The organism is Mycoplasmopsis columboralis (genome assembly GCF_900660675.1).
GTDB lineage: Bacteria > Bacillota_I > Bacilli_A > Mycoplasmatales > Metamycoplasmataceae > Mycoplasmopsis > Mycoplasmopsis columboralis.
In genome coordinates this window covers 67,269-85,268 of the sequence record NZ_LR215039.1, presented here as the reverse complement: position 1 = coordinate 85,268, position 18,000 = coordinate 67,269, and the positions used below count along the sequence as shown (strand labels likewise).

Below are 18,000 nucleotides of genomic sequence, written 5' to 3'. Positions count from 1 at the left end.
TCTCCTTAATTAATGTAATTTGAAATTAATATCAAATCTTCCATTTTCTCCAATTGCTGTGTAGAAATCTTCGTATCCTACACCACCTTTTCCAGAATTTGCATCATCTTTAACAATATTTGAATCGGCATTTCATAAACCAGAATTTCTTAAATCATTGAATGTAAGACCTACTAAATCACGATATCTAATTCTATTCATTACATAATCATAGAATTTTTCGGCAGTGTTTGTGGATGCATTAGTCATTCCTGCTGTTGACCGTTTAAAGAAATATACATGTCTTAAAACATCATTATCACCCAATGAAATATTCTGTGAATTTGATGTTCTATTTTTATCAAATCTAGTAAGAATTTGTCAACTTATTACCATAATAGCTTCTTCATCATTTGAGCTACGAACTGGAACTCCAATTACTAATGGTAAGAACAATAATGTTTTTCCTTCATCAGTTGCTGCATTGTAAAAGTATCTTCAAGTTGTATTGTAGTTATATGTATTTCTATTACTTGGAGCAACAGTTCCATTAAAGTACCTATCGTCATTTTGGTACTGAATACTTTTATCTGAAGCAACATTAGGGTTTAGTGTTTTTCAGAAGATTTTATCTCCAGTTTGAGTGTATCCTTTGTAAGCGGATGATAGTTTTACTTTAATTCTAAAGTTTTTTGAACTTGTTGTATTTTGACTTGGCTCAGCATCCATATCTTCATTTAGTGACTCAGTGAAATAATATCTATCATTAACAAGGGCATCTAAAGCTGAATATTTTACAAAACTACCCATAAGAGATACAGGAGCTTGCAAGTTATTTCATCCAGCTTCTTGAGCTGTAAATAAAGGTTGCATAAGTGATTGAGAATTTCTAATATTTTCTTTGTGAATTATAAAGTTGTCTAATGTTTTAAATGAAATCCCAACATTTTCAAATTTTATGCCAAAACTATCTACAGTTGAGAAAGCAGAATTTTGAGCTGTTACACTTGCTGGTTTTTTATATCTTATATACAAGTTTACAAACCCTCTTTTAACACTTGGATCAGAAGTAAGTCTTAATCTAATATATTTTGAATTTTCTGCTGTTGATTTATATACAAACACTTCAACATTATCTGTGTTAAAAATTGATTCAGAACCTTTAAGGATATTAAATTTATCAAAAAGATTTCCTATTGTTCCTGTTCCGTCAGAATTAAAGTATGAATTTAATTTTTTAGCTTTATAAGTTGTGCCTTGAATTGTGATGTCTTCTTCGGTAATGTTTGAGTCATTTTCAATTAAGTTCTCAAACACTTCCCCAGATGTAGTTGATTTTGGAGAAATATCTGCATAATTTAACACATAATTTGTTGAACGAGTTAAATATTCAAAGAACAATTCAGCATTATTTTGAACACTTAATCAATTATGTAATGTTAATGCTCTATCATAACCTTTTGTTAAAGCACTATAAATATCAAAAATACCTGATGTTTCTTTACTTAAGTGATCCATTTGATTTTCAAATCTTATTGTTGGTGTTGAAACTTTTTCGTATTCATTTTTTACAACAGCGAATTTGTCGTTTTCCGCACTTAAACTCTCAGCATTTTGAGCACTAGATGCAAGATGTTTTAAAACATTATTAACGTTTGCTCTTCCTTCATATGAGTCAGAACCCTCAACATAATTGTGAAGTGTTTTAATTAAAGTATTTCCATCTGCATCACTATCACCAAAAATAAGTGAATCAAGTTTCATTTTGGCAGATGCCATTTCAACAATTGTTTGTTTATATTTATCAAAATATTCTTGTCTTGCTGTTTTGACATTTTCAGGTGTTGATGTGTTGAATTTTAAAGTAGATTCATCATTATCATTTTTAAGATTTCTACTTGGAATTTGATTCATAGCACTAGCAGCACCTAGAAATGCTTCTAATTTTGAGTTTAAATCATTTTCTTTACCAATTGCTTTAATTGCATAACGAACGTTTTGTGAGGAAGAATCATCTGTAAGAGTGTTTTTTAAACGATCATATTGAGTAACTCCAATTAAAATCACTGGAACAGATTTAATACCAATTAAATTATCATAAAATCCTTCAAGCTCACTTGCTACACTAGAAAGTGTTCTAAGAATGTCTTCAGTGTTTGATTCAAGTCAAGATTTTAATTGTTCATCGCTTTCAGAAAGTTTTTCAACATATGTTTTTGCATTAGTTCTTAAAGAATCCTCAGCAGCAGGAGTGATCACTGCGGCATATTCATCTAAATCACCTTGAGTAATTCCGGAAGATTTAAGAATAAGTTCTTTGCTTACTCCATTTGTATTTTGTGCGTTTAAGAAATTGTAGTATCTATCAAATTTGTCTTTATATGAATTATATTTATTAGCTTCTCATTTATAAATGGCTAATGTTTGCTGATCATATTTATCTTCTGCAGCTTTAATTTTTGCATTACTTTCAACAAGATTTTGTGGTGTAGAAAGATCTAAACTTCTAATATCTGTTAAAGCTACTTGTTCATAGTCACTCAATTTTGGAGAGAATTCAACTCTAGGGTAATGACCTGAAAGATATTTGTTAAGTGAAGAATTTTTTCTTAATAATGCTTGAATTTGAGCACGTTTAGCTGCAAGAATTAAATCTAAAACTCCAGTGTTTGAGTTTGAAATCGCACTTGTAGCAGCAAGTTTTACGTTTTCATCGTTTTGCATATTATTTAATGCAGTTGTACCTTCACTAATTTTTGTTTCTAATTGAGTGTATAAAGTCTTGATGTTTTCAGGCTCGTAATTTGGATTGCTTGCTAATTGAGTTTTATAAGATTGTAAGTATTGGTTTGCTTTATAAATAATTGATTGCAATCTCTTAGAATTTCTAAATGCTGTACCATAAGATTCAATTGAAGATCCATTTACATAAATTTGAAGTAATCTTTCGTAATTTTCTTTTGTTTCTAGTGTTGGATTTTCAGCTAATTCAGTAAATGGTTTATTGATAATTTTTCTAAGTGGGGCTTTTGCATCATCAGTTAAGAACTCTTCTTCACCTTCAGTGGTATTAAAGTTATCTAATGTTGAAATAGCACTAGCTACGGCAAAAGCTAATTCTAATCTAGCAAGATATGTTTCTAAGAAGAAAATATTGTTATCAAGTTCTAAAGAATCTTTTTGAGAATAGTAATATTCTTTACCTTTTGCAATTTCTTCTTTTAATTTATTTAATGATGCAACAACGTTTGTATCACCTTTAATTGGATCAGATGAAGATTCAACTTCAGCGATTTTAGTTTGTGCAGTTGCAATTCATTCCGCAATTTGTTTGTATTTTCCAAATAAACTGTCAATTTCAACAACTTCATTGATTTGGTCTTCAATTGTTACTGCTTTAGTTGCACTTGCAATTGCTAAAGCTTTTGCATGGAAGAATTCATCGGCTTTAGTAGCTAAATCACTATATTTTGGATCAATGTTTTGGGTACCAGAGCTATAAAGACTTTCAATTTCTTTAACTTTATATCCTTTTTCAGCTTCTTGATCTGATGTTTTATAAATGGTATCTAAAGCTTGTTTTCTGGTGTTGTATAATTCCACTCTTTGATTAAATTTAGAATCTAAATTAGGATATAAAGTGTTGTTGATTTGTAATGAAGTGGTTCCGTTTGTTGGAATACTTTCTAAAATAAAGTCTCCTAAAGGCAATAAATCATCATTAAATCCGTAGTTGTGTTTTTTCTCTTCACCTAGAGAATTGTATTGGAAGTCACTGTATGAATTATCTTCTTTAATTTGGTTATATTTTGTAATTTTTTCATTGTGTAAATTAATTAAACGAGTAATTGAAGGCACTGTTGATTCAACTGATGAAATAATAATTTGTTCTGAGTAGTTATCATTTAATCTTTGTAAAAGTGCGTCAATGTAACTTACAAATTGAGTTCTTTTTTCTTCAGGTGTTCCTTGAGTTCCTGTTCCGTTTACATATTGAGCTGGAATTAAATCTTTTGTATCAATTACTAATTGATATACAAATTTGAATTTGTTGTATAAGTCTTGAAGTTGTTCGAGTTCTCTTTCTTTTTCACTAATATCTTGTGAAGAAAGTGAAAGATAATCATTGTAGTAGCTTTCATAAGCATTTTTTAAATTCTCTAAAATAGTTTTTTGACCAGTTCTATCATCAGTTACATTTTCACCATTTACAAATGTTTTAACTTCAGATACTTTTAAAGCTAACTGATTTAAATCAGCTTCTCTAAATTGGATACTTCTTAACTCAGTAGCAATTGGTGATAATTCACTTTTGGCTTGAACTGCTCTAGTTTGGGTAATTAACGAATCTAATTTATCTAAAATAGCTTGATAAAGTTTTTGAGACTCAGCATCACTTGTGGCATCTTTTTTACTTTGAATTTGTTTTTTGTATTCTTCAATTTCGTTTATTTGAGCAGTTCTTGCAGCTGAAAGTGAAACATTATTAACAAATACTTCTCTTAAATTATTTCTATCCTCAATGATTTCATCAGAAGAAACATTTAACAAATCAGCTTCATTATTTCTAGTTGGATAATATTGTCTTAACGCATCATTAATTTCTTGAATTGATAATTGATTATCTTGATCGTTACTATTACTTTGATTTTTACCTTCGTCAGAAATTAAGTAATCAAAAACAGCTTTTTGTTGAGCAACTAAAGTATTTAAAGCTGAGAGTTTATTTCTTGCAGTTCTAATGAATGAAATTTGTTCTGGATTGTCAACAGCATTGACTGTTTCTTTTCATTTAACAATCATTTGAGTTAAAGCACTAACAATATTGGTGCTAATGTCATTATTTAATTGTTCTGCGTAAGGTTTTAATTCATTAATTTTAGTTAATGTTTCTTCATAAGAAGCATTGTATAAATCTTTTGCATATCCAAGAGGCACTTGTTTAAGAAAGTCAATTAACTCTGAAGTTAAGGTGACAAATTTACCTGCATCATTTGTTTTATTTACTAATGCATCAAAATCATCAAAAACTTTTTGAGTGTTAGGAATACTTGCTAAGTTTGCATTTTCTTTACGAGCATTGTATTCTTTAACTAAATTAGCTTTTCTTGCGATAGCAGCATCTCACTGAGCTTGGATATCATCACGTTTAGCTTTTTCACGGTTAGTGTACACTTCAATTTCATCTCTTAATGTTCCTAGAACATTTCTTGAGCTATAAAATTCACCTAATTTAACTTTATATTCTGCTACAGTGGCATCATAAATTGCAATTGCATCATCAAAAATAGCACGATTACGGTGATCTGCGGTGTAAACTTGTTCTAAGGTTTTAATGTTGTCTTCTACAGCTTGACGGTTTTCAACTTTTTGCAATTCAAGAGTTAAAGCTCTGTTTTTTAATGCGATGACACTTAAAGAATCACCAAAGTTAATTAGTGAGTTTGTTGGTTCATCCGCATTACCATTATCTGGATGGCTTAAAATTGAATTAAGTAAGTTTTTGTATGTTTGTGGATAAGTATCTTTATCAATAGTTGCTAATTTTGCTCCAGCAGCATGTAAAGAAACAGCTAATGCTCTATATTTTCTTAATTCTCCTTCAAGTTCATTAACTTGAGCTTGAGTTTTATCTTCTTTATTGATTAATTCTTGAGTTTTTTGATTAAGAGTTTCTAAAGATGCGTTAATTTCAGTGTATGGAGATATGTTAAGTAATGAAGCATCAGTGAATTTATTGCTTTGAATATCAGCGTTAGTTTTTTGCAATAAAGCAACTGAAACTTTTAATGATAAATCAACATATTGTTTATCCACTTTGTCAATGTTGGCTTGAATTTGTTCTTCAGTAACATTAGAATCTAAAATATTTTCTAAGAATGCATCAATTTCATTATTTAATGCTGTTGTTTTATCATATTCTGCTTGAGGTTTAAATGATCCAAAATTTTCTGATTGAGTTTCTTGAACTAAAGTTTTTAAATTATTGTTTTTTACTTCTAATTCTTTCGAAATGTGAACAATTGCGATTAAATTTTTAACTTTTTCATTAATTGCATTTCTTTGTTCATCACTTAAATTCGAATCGGCTAACTGATTTTGATATTCTGTTAGTTTATCTAGAAATTTTTGCTGAGTTGGGGTTGGTTGCCCACCAATCATATAAGGAGCAAATTCATCATTGATGGTTTTAAAATCTTCAGCTAAAGCATGAGTTGATTGGAATTCAGCTTGTTTTTCACGATAAGCGCGCTCATCATCGTTCATTTGATCAATTAAAGCATCCACATCAGCGGCATCTCCGGCGTTTTCTAAGGTTTTTAAAGCTTTTTCTTTAGTGTCGCGAATTTTATTAGCTTCTTTTTGCAAGTAAGCTTGTTCTGACTTGTTATCTTTTGAAGATTCAATAGCTTCATCACCTTTAGCAACTGCTTCTTCGAGTTTTTTGAATTTTTCGGCATTGTTAGCAATATTGTCTAATTTTCTACGAATGTCAGCTAATTTAGATGCTTTTTCTTCAGCACTTAAATTTGGATTTAAAGCAATTAATTGAGCTTGTTTTTTTAATTCATTGCTTTGAGCTAATAATTTGGTTCCAAAAGGAGAATTTTTAATTCCTTCTTCACCACCAAAAGCTTCTAATAATTTATCATTGGTATTTGAGTGTTTTAATAAAGTTTTCTTGTAATCTGCATCAATGTTAGCTTTTTCAAGTTCTTGACGATATTGGGCAATTAAATATTGCAATTCATCTCTAATTGCAGTTGAATTTTGTGGAGTTAATTGGTTAGATTGAGAATTTAAGAAACTTAAACGATCTTTAATTGCTTGCTCTACAGAATTGTCAGATACAATAATTTCGTTTGCTAAAGCAACTCAATTTCTTAATTCCTCACGATTAATTTCTCTGAGTTCATTAGTTAAAACCCGTAATGCATCATTTAATTTAATTGCTTCATTAGCACTTGTGAGCAATTGGCTAATTTGAGTTGAAATTTGCACAAGTTTAGCTTGATTTACATTTAATCCATTTTGTTGTGAATCCAATACTTGTTCACTTAACTTTGTAAGAGCGTTTTTGAAAACAGAACTTAAAAGAGAATTGTCATAAACATTGTTATAAATTTTAGTTAATTCAACAAGATACTGGTTAATGTCTGAATATTGAGCATTTAAAACATCATTAAGGGCTTGATTAAGGTTATTAGCGCTTTCTTGAGTTAGATTTTTTGCTTGTAAATTTTCTTTGATTTGATTTTGGATATTTGAAGTTAATTCACCAACAGCATTTAAAACTGAAACTAAATTATTGGCTTGAACCATTTTGTTCAACAATGAAAACTTATCTTCATTTGAAGAAGGTTTGATTAAATCTTTTTGGAGGGTAATTAAGTGATTTAAATTCTCATTTTGAGTATTAGCACCAATTGTATTTAAAAGGTTTTCAAGTTCATTTGCCAATTTATTGGTATCATCATTTTCTTGTGTGGCTACTTTTAATTCATTATTAACTAAATCATTTAAATAACTTAGCTCTTGAGTTTTTGTTGTTGCTAAAGTTGCTTCAGGATTTAAAGCTATGTTTTTATAATTATCAATTTGATTGTTGATTTTGCCTTTAAGAACTTCATCTAAATCGATAAGATCAATTTCTTTTTTAACTCTAGTAACATTTTCTAAAAACTGTTGCAAGTTAACATTTTGCTCTTTTTGTTTAGCACTTAGTTTTTCAATGATCTCATCATAAAGGTTTTCATATTCTACAAGAGCATCTTTAGAATATGTTGGTTGAGCTAATAAATGAAAAATTTGTTCAATCGCAGAAAGTAATGCGGTTTTTTCTTGAGCGTTCAATAATGCAGAGTTGTCTTTAACAATAGCTTCATGATTTGTTCAAATTTTGGTTTCTAATGCAAAAGAAAAATCATTTTGTTGCTTAATTAACGGATCTATTAACTCAAAAAATGTATTTAAGTGTTTTTCTTTTTCATTTAATGAAGACTCTAAAGATCTAAGAGCATTTGTTCTTAGGCTTGACACAGAATTTTGAAAATCAACTTCTTTAACTAAAGCTGCATATTCATTAACCAAATTTTTTAAAGTTTCTAAATCAGTAGAAACCATAAGTAAAGTTTTAGGGGTTTGAGTTCTAAGTTTGTTTCTTTGTTGCAACATTAAAGCAATACTTGAATCTTCATTTTTTAAAAGTTGATTGGCATAATCAATTTCTTTGTTTAATTGTGAAACTAAATCACTTTGTTTTTGTTCATCAGAAAGAGACTCAAGTCTTTTTTGAGTCTTTTCCGCTTCGTTTTTAAGTTCCATAAAGTAATAAGTTTGGTTATATGGTGTTTTGTAATTGTTATGTAGTGATAACATAATTCCAATTGATACTAAACCAATTGCACCAGTAACACCTGCGGTAACTGCAGTTGCTTTGAATAACTTGTTATTTTTTCTCATAAATTTACCTCAAATATCTTTGAAAAATCACATTTTTATAATGTTTTAGTTTATTATAATAGATTTTTTTATATATATAAATATATAAAAAAGGGGAAACAAATACAGTTTTAACACCAATTTTTGTGGTTTTCGTAAGCAATATTGATTCAAAAAAAAAAAAAAAAAAAAATAAGATCTAATAAAGAAAATCTTATTTTTGATTTTAAAATATTTTCAACTAGTTGTTGGTTTTTAAGAATTCACTCATGGCTGGGAATTCATCTAAAGCAGGGAATAATCCAGTGTCAATGAAGTGTTTGTAAACTTCATATAACTCTTTTCTATTGGCTGTTTGACCTTGAGTTCCTTTGTAGTGGAAGTCTCTTTTAATAATGTTAAAGTTATCTGAAAGAGGGAAGTTTTTAGGATCTACAAACAATTTAGCTTGTTCAAGTGAAATGTTAAATTGCGCTTGTAACATTACTAAAGTTGAGAGCAACACTGTTGAAGTTGGTTGAATTCCAAACAATTTGGTTTTAGAAGTGTTGTTTTTGAAATCATCTTTATCAAAAAGTAAAGAATTGTTTGATTGAAGCTCTTGCATATCAAGAGCTAACATATTTTCTCATGATACAGAAGGATCTAAAATAATTGCATTGGATTCATGATTATTTGTAAATTCTTTAATGTACTCAAGTGCATCAGTTCCTTTGTAAACAGGGTGTAATTTATATAAGTAGTTATATTCTGAAGGAGGGTAAAGTTTCATAATCTTATCAAAATAAGCATGAAGTTCATTTCTAGATTGAGTATCAGTTTTGATTCTTCAAGTTCCATCAGCAAATTTTCTAAATAAACTTGATCCAATGAAAACTAAATTCTTTTTACTTTTATCTAAATTTTCTTTTCCGTAAACAATTAAATCTTCCAATTTTTTATTTTCTAAGTTAATTAATTTATTGTAATCAGTTAAAAATTCTTTCTCATTTAATTGCGGAATATTTTTAGCCACTTGAGTGTAATTAAGAGGATAATCATAAATGTTTAATTTAGCTCATGAAAATCCATTTTCTTCTAAGTCTTTATTAAAGAATGCATCATAATCTCCAGATAAGTTGTAGATTCTGAATTTTTCATCTAAAGTGTAAAAGTAGTGATAATCAATTTCAGTTGGATTATCAGTTTTTAATGAATCTCATGCTTTGAGTAATTCTTCTTTTGTGTAGTGAGTTGTTTGTCCTTTAACTCATTTAATGTAATTGTCATTAATAAAACGATATGGCTGAGCATTTCCGTCACTTAAAATAACAATTTTGTTTGCGTGTTTTAAAATGAAATCACGAGTGTTTTTATCCATTGCTGTAAAGGAAATATCTGGAATGTAAAAATCAAAAAGCGATACCCCTTTATCTAAATATGGTTTTAAATAAGCTTTAAGTTCATCTAATTTACGTGGAAAAATTGAATATCCTACGAAGTTAAAATTGTTCAAATATTTAGTGTGATCTGAAAGTAATAATTGACCATTTTCACTGTTATATTCAGCATTGTAATTTCTTAAAGCTACATCTTGATATTTTGCTAGTAAAGATTCAAAATTAAAACGTTGAGGCTCTTTGTTTAAAGTTTTTGCATATGAGTTGACATCTGTATCAATTAAGTAAATAACATCATTGTAAGGTCGTTTTGTTTCTTGCTTGTTAATTAATTGTAATTGGGCAACAAGTTGAATAAAACTTGAAATGAAAAACTGTGAAGCGTTTCTAGATACAAAAACACTTGGATATTCATTAGTAGCTGATTCAATAATTTCGCTATTAAAACGTTCAAAGTTAATATTTGAAACAGCTTGTGATGAATCATTATTGGTACTATTGTCATCAGTAGGTTTAGCTGGTGTAACTTCAGGTTCGGGTTTTTTAGGTTCAGGATTGTTTGTTGAACACTGAGCGGCTACAAAAACGCTCGAAAGCGATGTTGTAGTTAAAAATAAAGTTCTAAATAATTTTTTTGACATTGTTCTCCTTGTCTAAATTATACTTTTATATATATATATATATATTAAATCGATAAAAAACTCACAATTTGTGAGCTAAATTAATTAGTTTCATTGAGTTTTTTAAAAATATCTGTAACGTCAGCAACCTCACCAATTAAAGTTACTAAGTCTTCTTTTTTCAAAATAGTATCTCCTTGAGGACGAATAGGTACAGCATTTCTTTTAATTAAAACAACAGTTACTCCAAATTTATTAAAATTAAGGTCTTTTAATTTTTTATCACTATATTTAGGACTTAATACTTTAGTTGTTCCTAAAACGAAATTATCACCTAATTCTTGCAAATTCTCGCTGTAATCAATAAAGTTTCTGTTTCCAGCAATTAAAGCCGTTCTAATTCCTGCTTCATGTTCAGGACGAATAATTACATTAACTCCAATTTGTTTTAAAACTCTAGCATGACGCTCGTTAATGGCTCTTACAATAATGTTTTTCACACCCAATTCTTGAAGCGCAGCAACAATTTCAATGTTATCTGGAACAGCAACAACAACTGTTTCAATTTGTTCAATTCCAATCCCTTTAAGAGCTTTAACTTCTGCTGCATCAGCAATAACCACTCTTTGAACATCATCAACAAAATTTCGTGCCGATTCTTCATCTTTGTCTATAACCAAAATGCTTTTATTCATAATAATTAATTGATCAATAACAGCTCTACCAAAGCGTCCTGTTCCAATTACAGCAATATCATTTTTATATTTAATTCCCATAAATTATCCTATCGCTACATCTTCTTCGATGTATTCATAATATGTATTGTATCTTTTTTTACGTTTTCATACAAAAAGCAATGAACTAATTCCAAATTGTCCAATAAACATGACAATTGTTAAGGCAATTTTTGAACCTACATTAAGTCCAGGAGTAATCCCTAAAGAAAGTCCAGTAGTTCCAAAGGCGCTACAAATTTCAAAAACAATCTGTTCAAGACGATAAGTCTCGGGATTTTGTAATAAGACATTATCTTTTGTTAAAGAACCAGCGGTATTTAAACCTCCATGTGAGTACACATCAAAAGAAGTGACACAAATCATAGTTGCAACTATAACTAAAGACAAACTAATTAAAAATACTTGTAGTGCATTAAATGTATTGTCTCGACTAATTGAGCGTCTAAATAATCTAGTTTTGCGATCTCCTCTAAAAGTCGAAACAATTCCTAAAAGAATTAATGCAAAAGTAGTAGTTCTAATTCCTCCACCAGTACTTGAAGGAGCAGCCCCTATGAACATCATAATTGAATATGTAATGTAACTATTGAAGGTAAAATCACTCAGTGAAGAAGTTGAAAACCCAGCACTTCTAGTTGATAAACTAATAAATAAGATGGCAAAAACTTTTTGGAAGGCATTACCATACATTTGTCCGCGCTGTAAAATTGGTGTTAAATTGTTTTTTATTGTAATAATTTCTTCAGAACTTAAAAACCGATAATCATTTTGAGAGCCATTTATTATAGGTGTTTTTCATTGATGAGCTTCTCAATTTTCACTTAGTGATAAGCTACCATTAAAAAGTCACAAACGATACGAATCAAAATGTTGAAGTTCACTTTTTTTGAAATAGTATTTGTTTCAAATGGTGTTCATATCTTTAGAAATAATTTCAAAAATAAGTGTCACAATAAAACCAAAAGCAAATACAAGAAAGTACACAATTAAGGATAATTTAGTAAATAAAGTTAAGTTGTATTCACCTTTTTGTTTAGTTAATTTATGCTTAAGTCAACATCTTAAATCGTAAATAACTGGATAACCTAATCCACCAATTACAAACAAAATAATAAAGCATATTTGTAGGAAGTAATCACTATAATAAGGCATTAATGAATTATTTGAAATAATATCAAATCCAGCATTATTAATAGCTGAAATGGTGTGAAAAAAACCAAAGCGAATCGCCATTTCAATATTGTTTTTAGGGCTTATATAAGCCAATTTATTTTCAGGTAAGTTTGGATATTGTTCCCTTAAGAAAGCTTTAATTCCAGCTGTAGCTGATGCATCATCAGCAAAATAAAAATAAATTGATAAAATCGCACTGAAAATTAACGTAACAACAAGTAAAAATTTAACCGAAACAATAACAAGTTTAACCACTCGAGCCGAATCTTCGCCACCACGTTCAGATTGAATTAATTTTGTTTCTCCAAGCGAAATGCTTTTGCGTCTAAAAATAAAATTGAAAATAAATAACTTTAGGGCAAAAACACCAATACCACCAGCAAAAATTAAAATTGCAATAATTGCTTGTCCAAAGACATTAAATTGTGCAAAGGTGGATTTAACTGTTAAACCTGTATCACTGAAAGCACTTGAGGCAGTAAAAAGTGCATCAACAAATGAAAGTTTTGTTACCTTATCTCCAGTGATAGGATCTAAATCATTTTGTGTAAAAGGTGCATATAACAGCAACGTTGAAACAAGTACAATTAAAAAATAAACAAATAACAAGTATTTGAGTTTTGATAGATTATTTTTAAAATTACTAATTAAGTTAAAAAAGTTTTTAAAATGTTGTAAAAACCAATGTTTCCTTAATCAGTGTTTTAACTGATCCATTTGTACCTACTTTGTATTTGTTTATTTGTTTTTATCGTATTTTGCGTTTTGCATTGAACGCATAATTTGTCTAATTTGTGTTTCTGAAGCTGTTCTTCCCATTTGTTTAAACATTACACGAATCATTTTTTCAGAAACAGGTGGATTTTCTTTAATTTGCTTTTCAAACATTCTTCTAGCAAGGAAAAAAGTGACCAAAGCAGTAATAAGAGCTACTCCTAAGATAATTCCAATAATCATAATTGAAAATGTAGCCGCTGTAAATTCAAGCATAAGTTCTACTCCTTTGTAATAATTAATTATAAGTAATTAAATTTTAACACATTAGCAATAATTACGCAGTAGCTTATTTGTATTGCATTTTTCGATATTCTTTTTCGTTAAAGTCTTTTAAAAAGTTAACAAGTAAATCTCCAGCCGCCATTAAATCTGAAATTGAACATACTCCAATTGGACTGTGTAAATATCTTTGAGGCAACGAAATAGTTAAAGTAGCGGCTCCTCCTTTAGCATATTGAAGTTCATGAGCATCAGTTCCACCACCCATAGCTACAAATTTGTAAGCTTTAATGTTGTGTTTTTTGGCTGTTTGACTCATAAAATCAACTAATTTAGGATCCATAAAGGTTCCGCCATCTTTAATTCTTAGTGCAGCTCCAGCAAATAATTTAGTAGTTCCTGCAATAGTGTTAATTGTGTCGTGAGAAGAAGTGGTATCTAAAGCTATTGCCACTTGAGGATTAACTAAAGTAACTGAAGTTTTAGCTCCTCTAGTTCCAACTTCTTCTTGGACAGTGCCAACTAAATATAAATCTATGTCTAAGTCTAAGTCCTTTACTTGTGAAGCTACATAATCTAGCACAGTAACTCCTGCACGATTATCCATGGCTTTACCACCAATTAAATCTTCGTTTTTAAAATAAATAGTTTCACCAGACATGTAAACTCTATTTCCAACTTCAACGTGATTATCTAGAGCTTCTTGTTTGTTTTTAAACCCAAAATCTGCGTATAAATCATTATTAGTGATCGCTTTTGAAACTTCTTCAGCTTTCATGATATGAATTGATGTGTGACCAAAAACTCCGTAAAATTCTTCATCAAGAGAATTAACTAATTTAGCTTTAGTTCCAATTACCACAGAAGGTCATATTCCACCAACAGGAGAAAGTAAAATTTGTCCTTTTTCATGAATATCTCTAACGATGTAACCAACTTCATCCATGTGAGCGGCAATCATTACTTTAGGCGCATTGGGATTTTTTGATTTTTTATGCATAATTAATGAACCAAAATTATCTCTAGAAAATTCAAAAGCATTATTATCAACATTCTTTTTGAGAGCTTGTACAACTGGCTCTTCATATCTAGACATACCTTCTAGTTCCATATATTCAACTAATCTATGTTTAAATTGTGTTTTATTCATTGTTTATCCTTTTAATTATTAATTTATTATTTTCTATATTGTAGTAGAAATTTTCATTTTCCATTTGATATTCATAAGTATCAATTTCCGGAAAAACACTTCGAACAAGTTCCATAACAAACTCATATACCATAATCATGGCACGAACATCATTTTCACAATATAACTTTAAGTTGTGCTCAATTTGTTTTCAATTTGAATCGCCAGTGAAATCATGATAACGCAACATCGCTTCATTCATGGCCATTGTTCCTTTTTGAATTACTAATTCTGAATAAGGTGTAATTAAGGTTTTAAGATTAAGCTTGTGGTAAGTGATGAATTTCTCAACTTTTTTAATTGATCCTTGTAATAATAACTTATCAAGAAAAACGAAAGTTTTATATTTTAAATCCACATTGATTTTTTTGACATCTTGAGTTGAAATGATTTTTGAATTTTCAACTTTAAAAGAAAGCAAATTATCATCACTTGCATATTCAGGAGAGTTTTTAATTAAATTACGGTATTTAAAACAATCATATAAATCAATTGTGTGATTGTTAATGTGTCAAATCATTTGTTTAAAAAGATCTAAAGTTAGATTTTCGCTAGCAAATCATTTAGCAAATTCTCCGTTTGGATTGTTCTGAATTTGGGTTTGAACCAAATTGTATATTTCTGAATTACGTGTATTTTCGTATGTTTTGTTATATACTACAAACAAATCTGCATGATTTGAATAAATGATTTGAATTAATTTTACTAAGTCTTTTAGTGATACATTTTTGGTATCAACTACATAATTATTAATATTTGTTTGCTCTCCATTAATTGTTTCAATAATAGACACTTGAGAAACAATTTGTTCATATGATTTAGATGTATCTAAAATTGGAAATAAATCCGAAAAACCTTCATAGTCATATCAAATTACCCGTTTATTTTTCACATGCAATGATTTAATTACGTTTAACACACCTACATTGAAAAAATTAACAAGATTGCATGATAATTGAGCGGCTTTTTGAATGTCTTCATATTTGGTGTATTTTAATTTTAAAGCTCCAAAGAAAGTTTTTGATATGTTTCATTGTTCAATTCCATACACATAAGTTAAAATAGCTAATTTTTCCTCATTACTCATAAGATAGTTTGGAAAGAATATTTCTTGCTTTTGAGCATGAGCAATTTCTAAAGTATCGCTTACAAAATAATCTAAAATCCTAATATTTTCCTCATTACTAAAATCTAAAGTTGCAAAAAAACTAATTGCTTTATAATCAACATTTTCACCAAATTTTTCATATGCTCTATCAATTAATGAAAAATATCAGTTTATTGGTTTAAAAGTAATACTTTTAGTATTATCTTTAGCAGTAAAGAGAACTTTAAAATTATCTTTTAATTTATTTTGGTGATAATTATGTAAATCTTCGGGTAAATCATCAAGTAAATCAGTTTTGAATGTTGGAAGTAATAATTCTTTATTAATAGCTACTTTATAAAAAGAAAAAGAGCTTAAATCATAATTTAGCGTATTTAAAAATAAAGATGAATCTCCAGTTCGGGCTAAAACTTGCCTATAAAAATTATTTGCAAATGATAGCTTAGAGTTTTTTGCTGGTAAGCTTTTAGCAACGTGACCGGAAAAGCTTTCGCTAAATTTAATTTCTTTTACCTTGGTGTTACGAAGTAAGTTTACAACTGGATCAATAATTATCAAACTGGCATCTTTAATTAAATTTTCTTTTTTAGCTACATTAACTAGGTAAAAAAACTTATAAAAATTTTCAATTGGTGATTTAGCTGAATATCCTAATAATGACATTTTAGCAAGTTCTTTATCATATAAAAAACAATCAGATACATATAAAAACTTTTCTGAAATTCCTTGATGTAAATAACCAAAATGAGCATCTACAATTAGTCTAATTGAATTATTACTTATAAGATCTTTAGTAAGATTAACTTTTTGTGTTACCTCTAAATTTGTGGGAATATAGAAAATTTCGCTAGCTTGAATGTTATATTTTTTAGCATAAAAATCAATAGCGCCTTCTTTGAGTTTACGAAAATTTTGCACTGCAATTAAATCAATATTATTAATTGAAGTTGTTTGGTTTGAATTTTCTAGTTCAAGCATTTCCCCAAAATCAAAATCAGGGATTTCTTCATCATTGTCATCTCCAAAAAGTTCATTTTCTTCTTCAGTTATAACTCTTTGTTTGTGTCACTGATACTCAAAATTTTCATTTAAAACTTTTTCTAAATTTGCTCCAACTCAAAGCAAAGCTGGATTATTTCAAAAAACTCTTTTAAAAAAACTTCACTTAATAATTTTGCTCATATTTGTATTATATTAAACATTTAAATTCGTTATATTATTTAACTTATAAAGTTAAATGTAAGTATAATTTAATTATGAACAATGTAAATTTATCTCGAAAAGAATCTCAAGCAATGCAACTAGTTGCTGACATTGTTTCTAGAGATTTAACAAATGTAAATATTATTGACCCGGTAGTAATTGACGCTAGATTGTCTAGCGACTTATCATATTTAAAAGTATTTGTATCTCTTGGAGGAAATACTAAAAAAGGATTAGATGCTTTAAATAATGCTTCCGGATATGTCAGAAGTATTTTAGCTAAAAGTTTATCATGAAGAAAAGTTCCAAGTATCACTTTCGTTTTAGATGAGGTCACTGATCACGGAATGAAAATAGACGCTATTTTAGCTAAAATTAAATCAGAACAAAGTGAATAAGATTTTTAATTGCAAAAATTGTGTCACTTTGTTTTTTTCTTGATCTTTTAACATCGTTAAAATGTTTAAAAAAATATTTAAATTAAAAGTATAATTAAACTATAAATTATTTTAATAAGTAAATTATATTTACTTACAACACCAAAGGAAATTCAATTATGAAAAAAAGTAAACTTTTAACATTAGATTTGTTGAGTGTGGTTTTTTTAGTAATCTTTTTACTTACACTTCCAATTACTTTTGTAGGATTAACTCAAACAAAAGTTTTTGAATATAATGCATTATTTTTCTTTAACTTAATCAGTTTATTGATTGCGTCACTATCTTTAATTTGAAAATTAATGTTTTTACAAAAAGTAACTCAAATTAACTTGCTTTCATTTGTTCCTTTTATTAGATACAACAAATATCAACAAGCTTTTGAAAATAAAGAATATTACAAAAACACTAAAAAAGATTATTTATTAGTACTTGTATTTATGCTAATTATAGCCGCATTATTCACTACTGTATCAGCCCTTATTATTTCAGATGCACTCAACTTACCAATTACTTTTAATGATTTATACACAAAAGTTAACAAAGATCAATCAAACAAAGTATTACCATTTTTTGCAGGAGTATTTATTGCCTCAGAAATTTTAATTATTGCTGTTGCTTGATTTTCTTTAGCATACATTGTGTATCTTGTTTGAAAATTAGTTAGATATAACAAACAACACCAAGAAGCATAACATTAATTTTATTTCAGGTACACCTTTTAAAGGTGTATTTTT

Annotated in this window: 9 protein-coding genes; 2 read left to right on the top strand and 7 right to left on the bottom strand. The window is 28.6% G+C overall.

All coding sequences use genetic code 4. From position 1 onward, the window contains the following. Positions 1-9: 9 nt before the first annotated feature. The 7 genes from EXC45_RS00305 to EXC45_RS00275 all read right to left on the bottom strand — a co-directional run bounded on the left by EXC45_RS00305 (position 10) and on the right by EXC45_RS00275 (position 16,805). Complete coding sequence (locus EXC45_RS00305) at positions 10-8,442, bottom strand: hypothetical protein (protein ID WP_036434120.1); 8,433 nt, start codon at positions 8,440-8,442, stop codon at positions 10-12. A gap of 220 nt (positions 8,443-8,662) precedes the next feature. Further along, a complete protein-coding gene (locus tag EXC45_RS00300; RefSeq protein ID WP_036434118.1) occupies positions 8,663-10,441 on the bottom strand; it encodes a hypothetical protein in 1,779 nt (592 codons plus the stop codon). An 80-nt stretch (positions 10,442-10,521) separates the two neighbouring features. Beyond that, positions 10,522-11,196: a potassium channel family protein gene (locus EXC45_RS00295; RefSeq protein ID WP_036434116.1), complete on the bottom strand. Its 675-nt coding sequence runs from the start codon at positions 11,194-11,196 to the stop codon at positions 10,522-10,524. 3 nt (positions 11,197-11,199) lie between these two features. Next, positions 11,200-13,047, bottom strand: a complete 1,848-nt coding sequence (locus EXC45_RS00290) for a TrkH family potassium uptake protein (protein WP_036434114.1) — start codon at positions 13,045-13,047, stop codon at positions 11,200-11,202. A 21-nt stretch (positions 13,048-13,068) separates the two neighbouring features. Then, positions 13,069-13,320 (bottom strand): YneF family protein, encoded by a 252-nt coding sequence (locus tag EXC45_RS00285; RefSeq protein WP_036434112.1) that lies wholly within the window; start codon positions 13,318-13,320, stop codon positions 13,069-13,071. Between the two features lie 73 nt (positions 13,321-13,393). Beyond that, complete coding sequence (locus EXC45_RS00280) at positions 13,394-14,476, bottom strand: zinc-binding metallopeptidase family protein (protein WP_036434110.1); 1,083 nt, start codon at positions 14,474-14,476, stop codon at positions 13,394-13,396. Next, on the bottom strand, positions 14,469-16,805 hold the full coding sequence (locus EXC45_RS00275; protein WP_051616945.1) for a UU173 family protein: 2,337 nt from the start codon (positions 16,803-16,805) through the stop codon (positions 14,469-14,471). Before EXC45_RS00275 ends, EXC45_RS00280 begins: the two co-directional genes overlap by 8 nt. A 74-nt stretch (positions 16,806-16,879) precedes the next feature. Between EXC45_RS00275 and rbfA the strand changes: the two genes are divergently transcribed. Together rbfA and EXC45_RS00265 are read left to right on the top strand one after the other, a co-directional pair. After that, entirely contained in the window at positions 16,880-17,224 is a 345-nt protein-coding gene (gene rbfA / locus EXC45_RS00270; RefSeq protein ID WP_036434108.1) for a 30S ribosome-binding factor RbfA, read from the top strand. A gap of 158 nt (positions 17,225-17,382) precedes the next feature. Then, positions 17,383-17,958, top strand: a complete 576-nt coding sequence (locus EXC45_RS00265) for a hypothetical protein (protein ID WP_036434106.1) — start codon at positions 17,383-17,385, stop codon at positions 17,956-17,958. Positions 17,959-18,000: the final 42 nt, after the last annotated feature.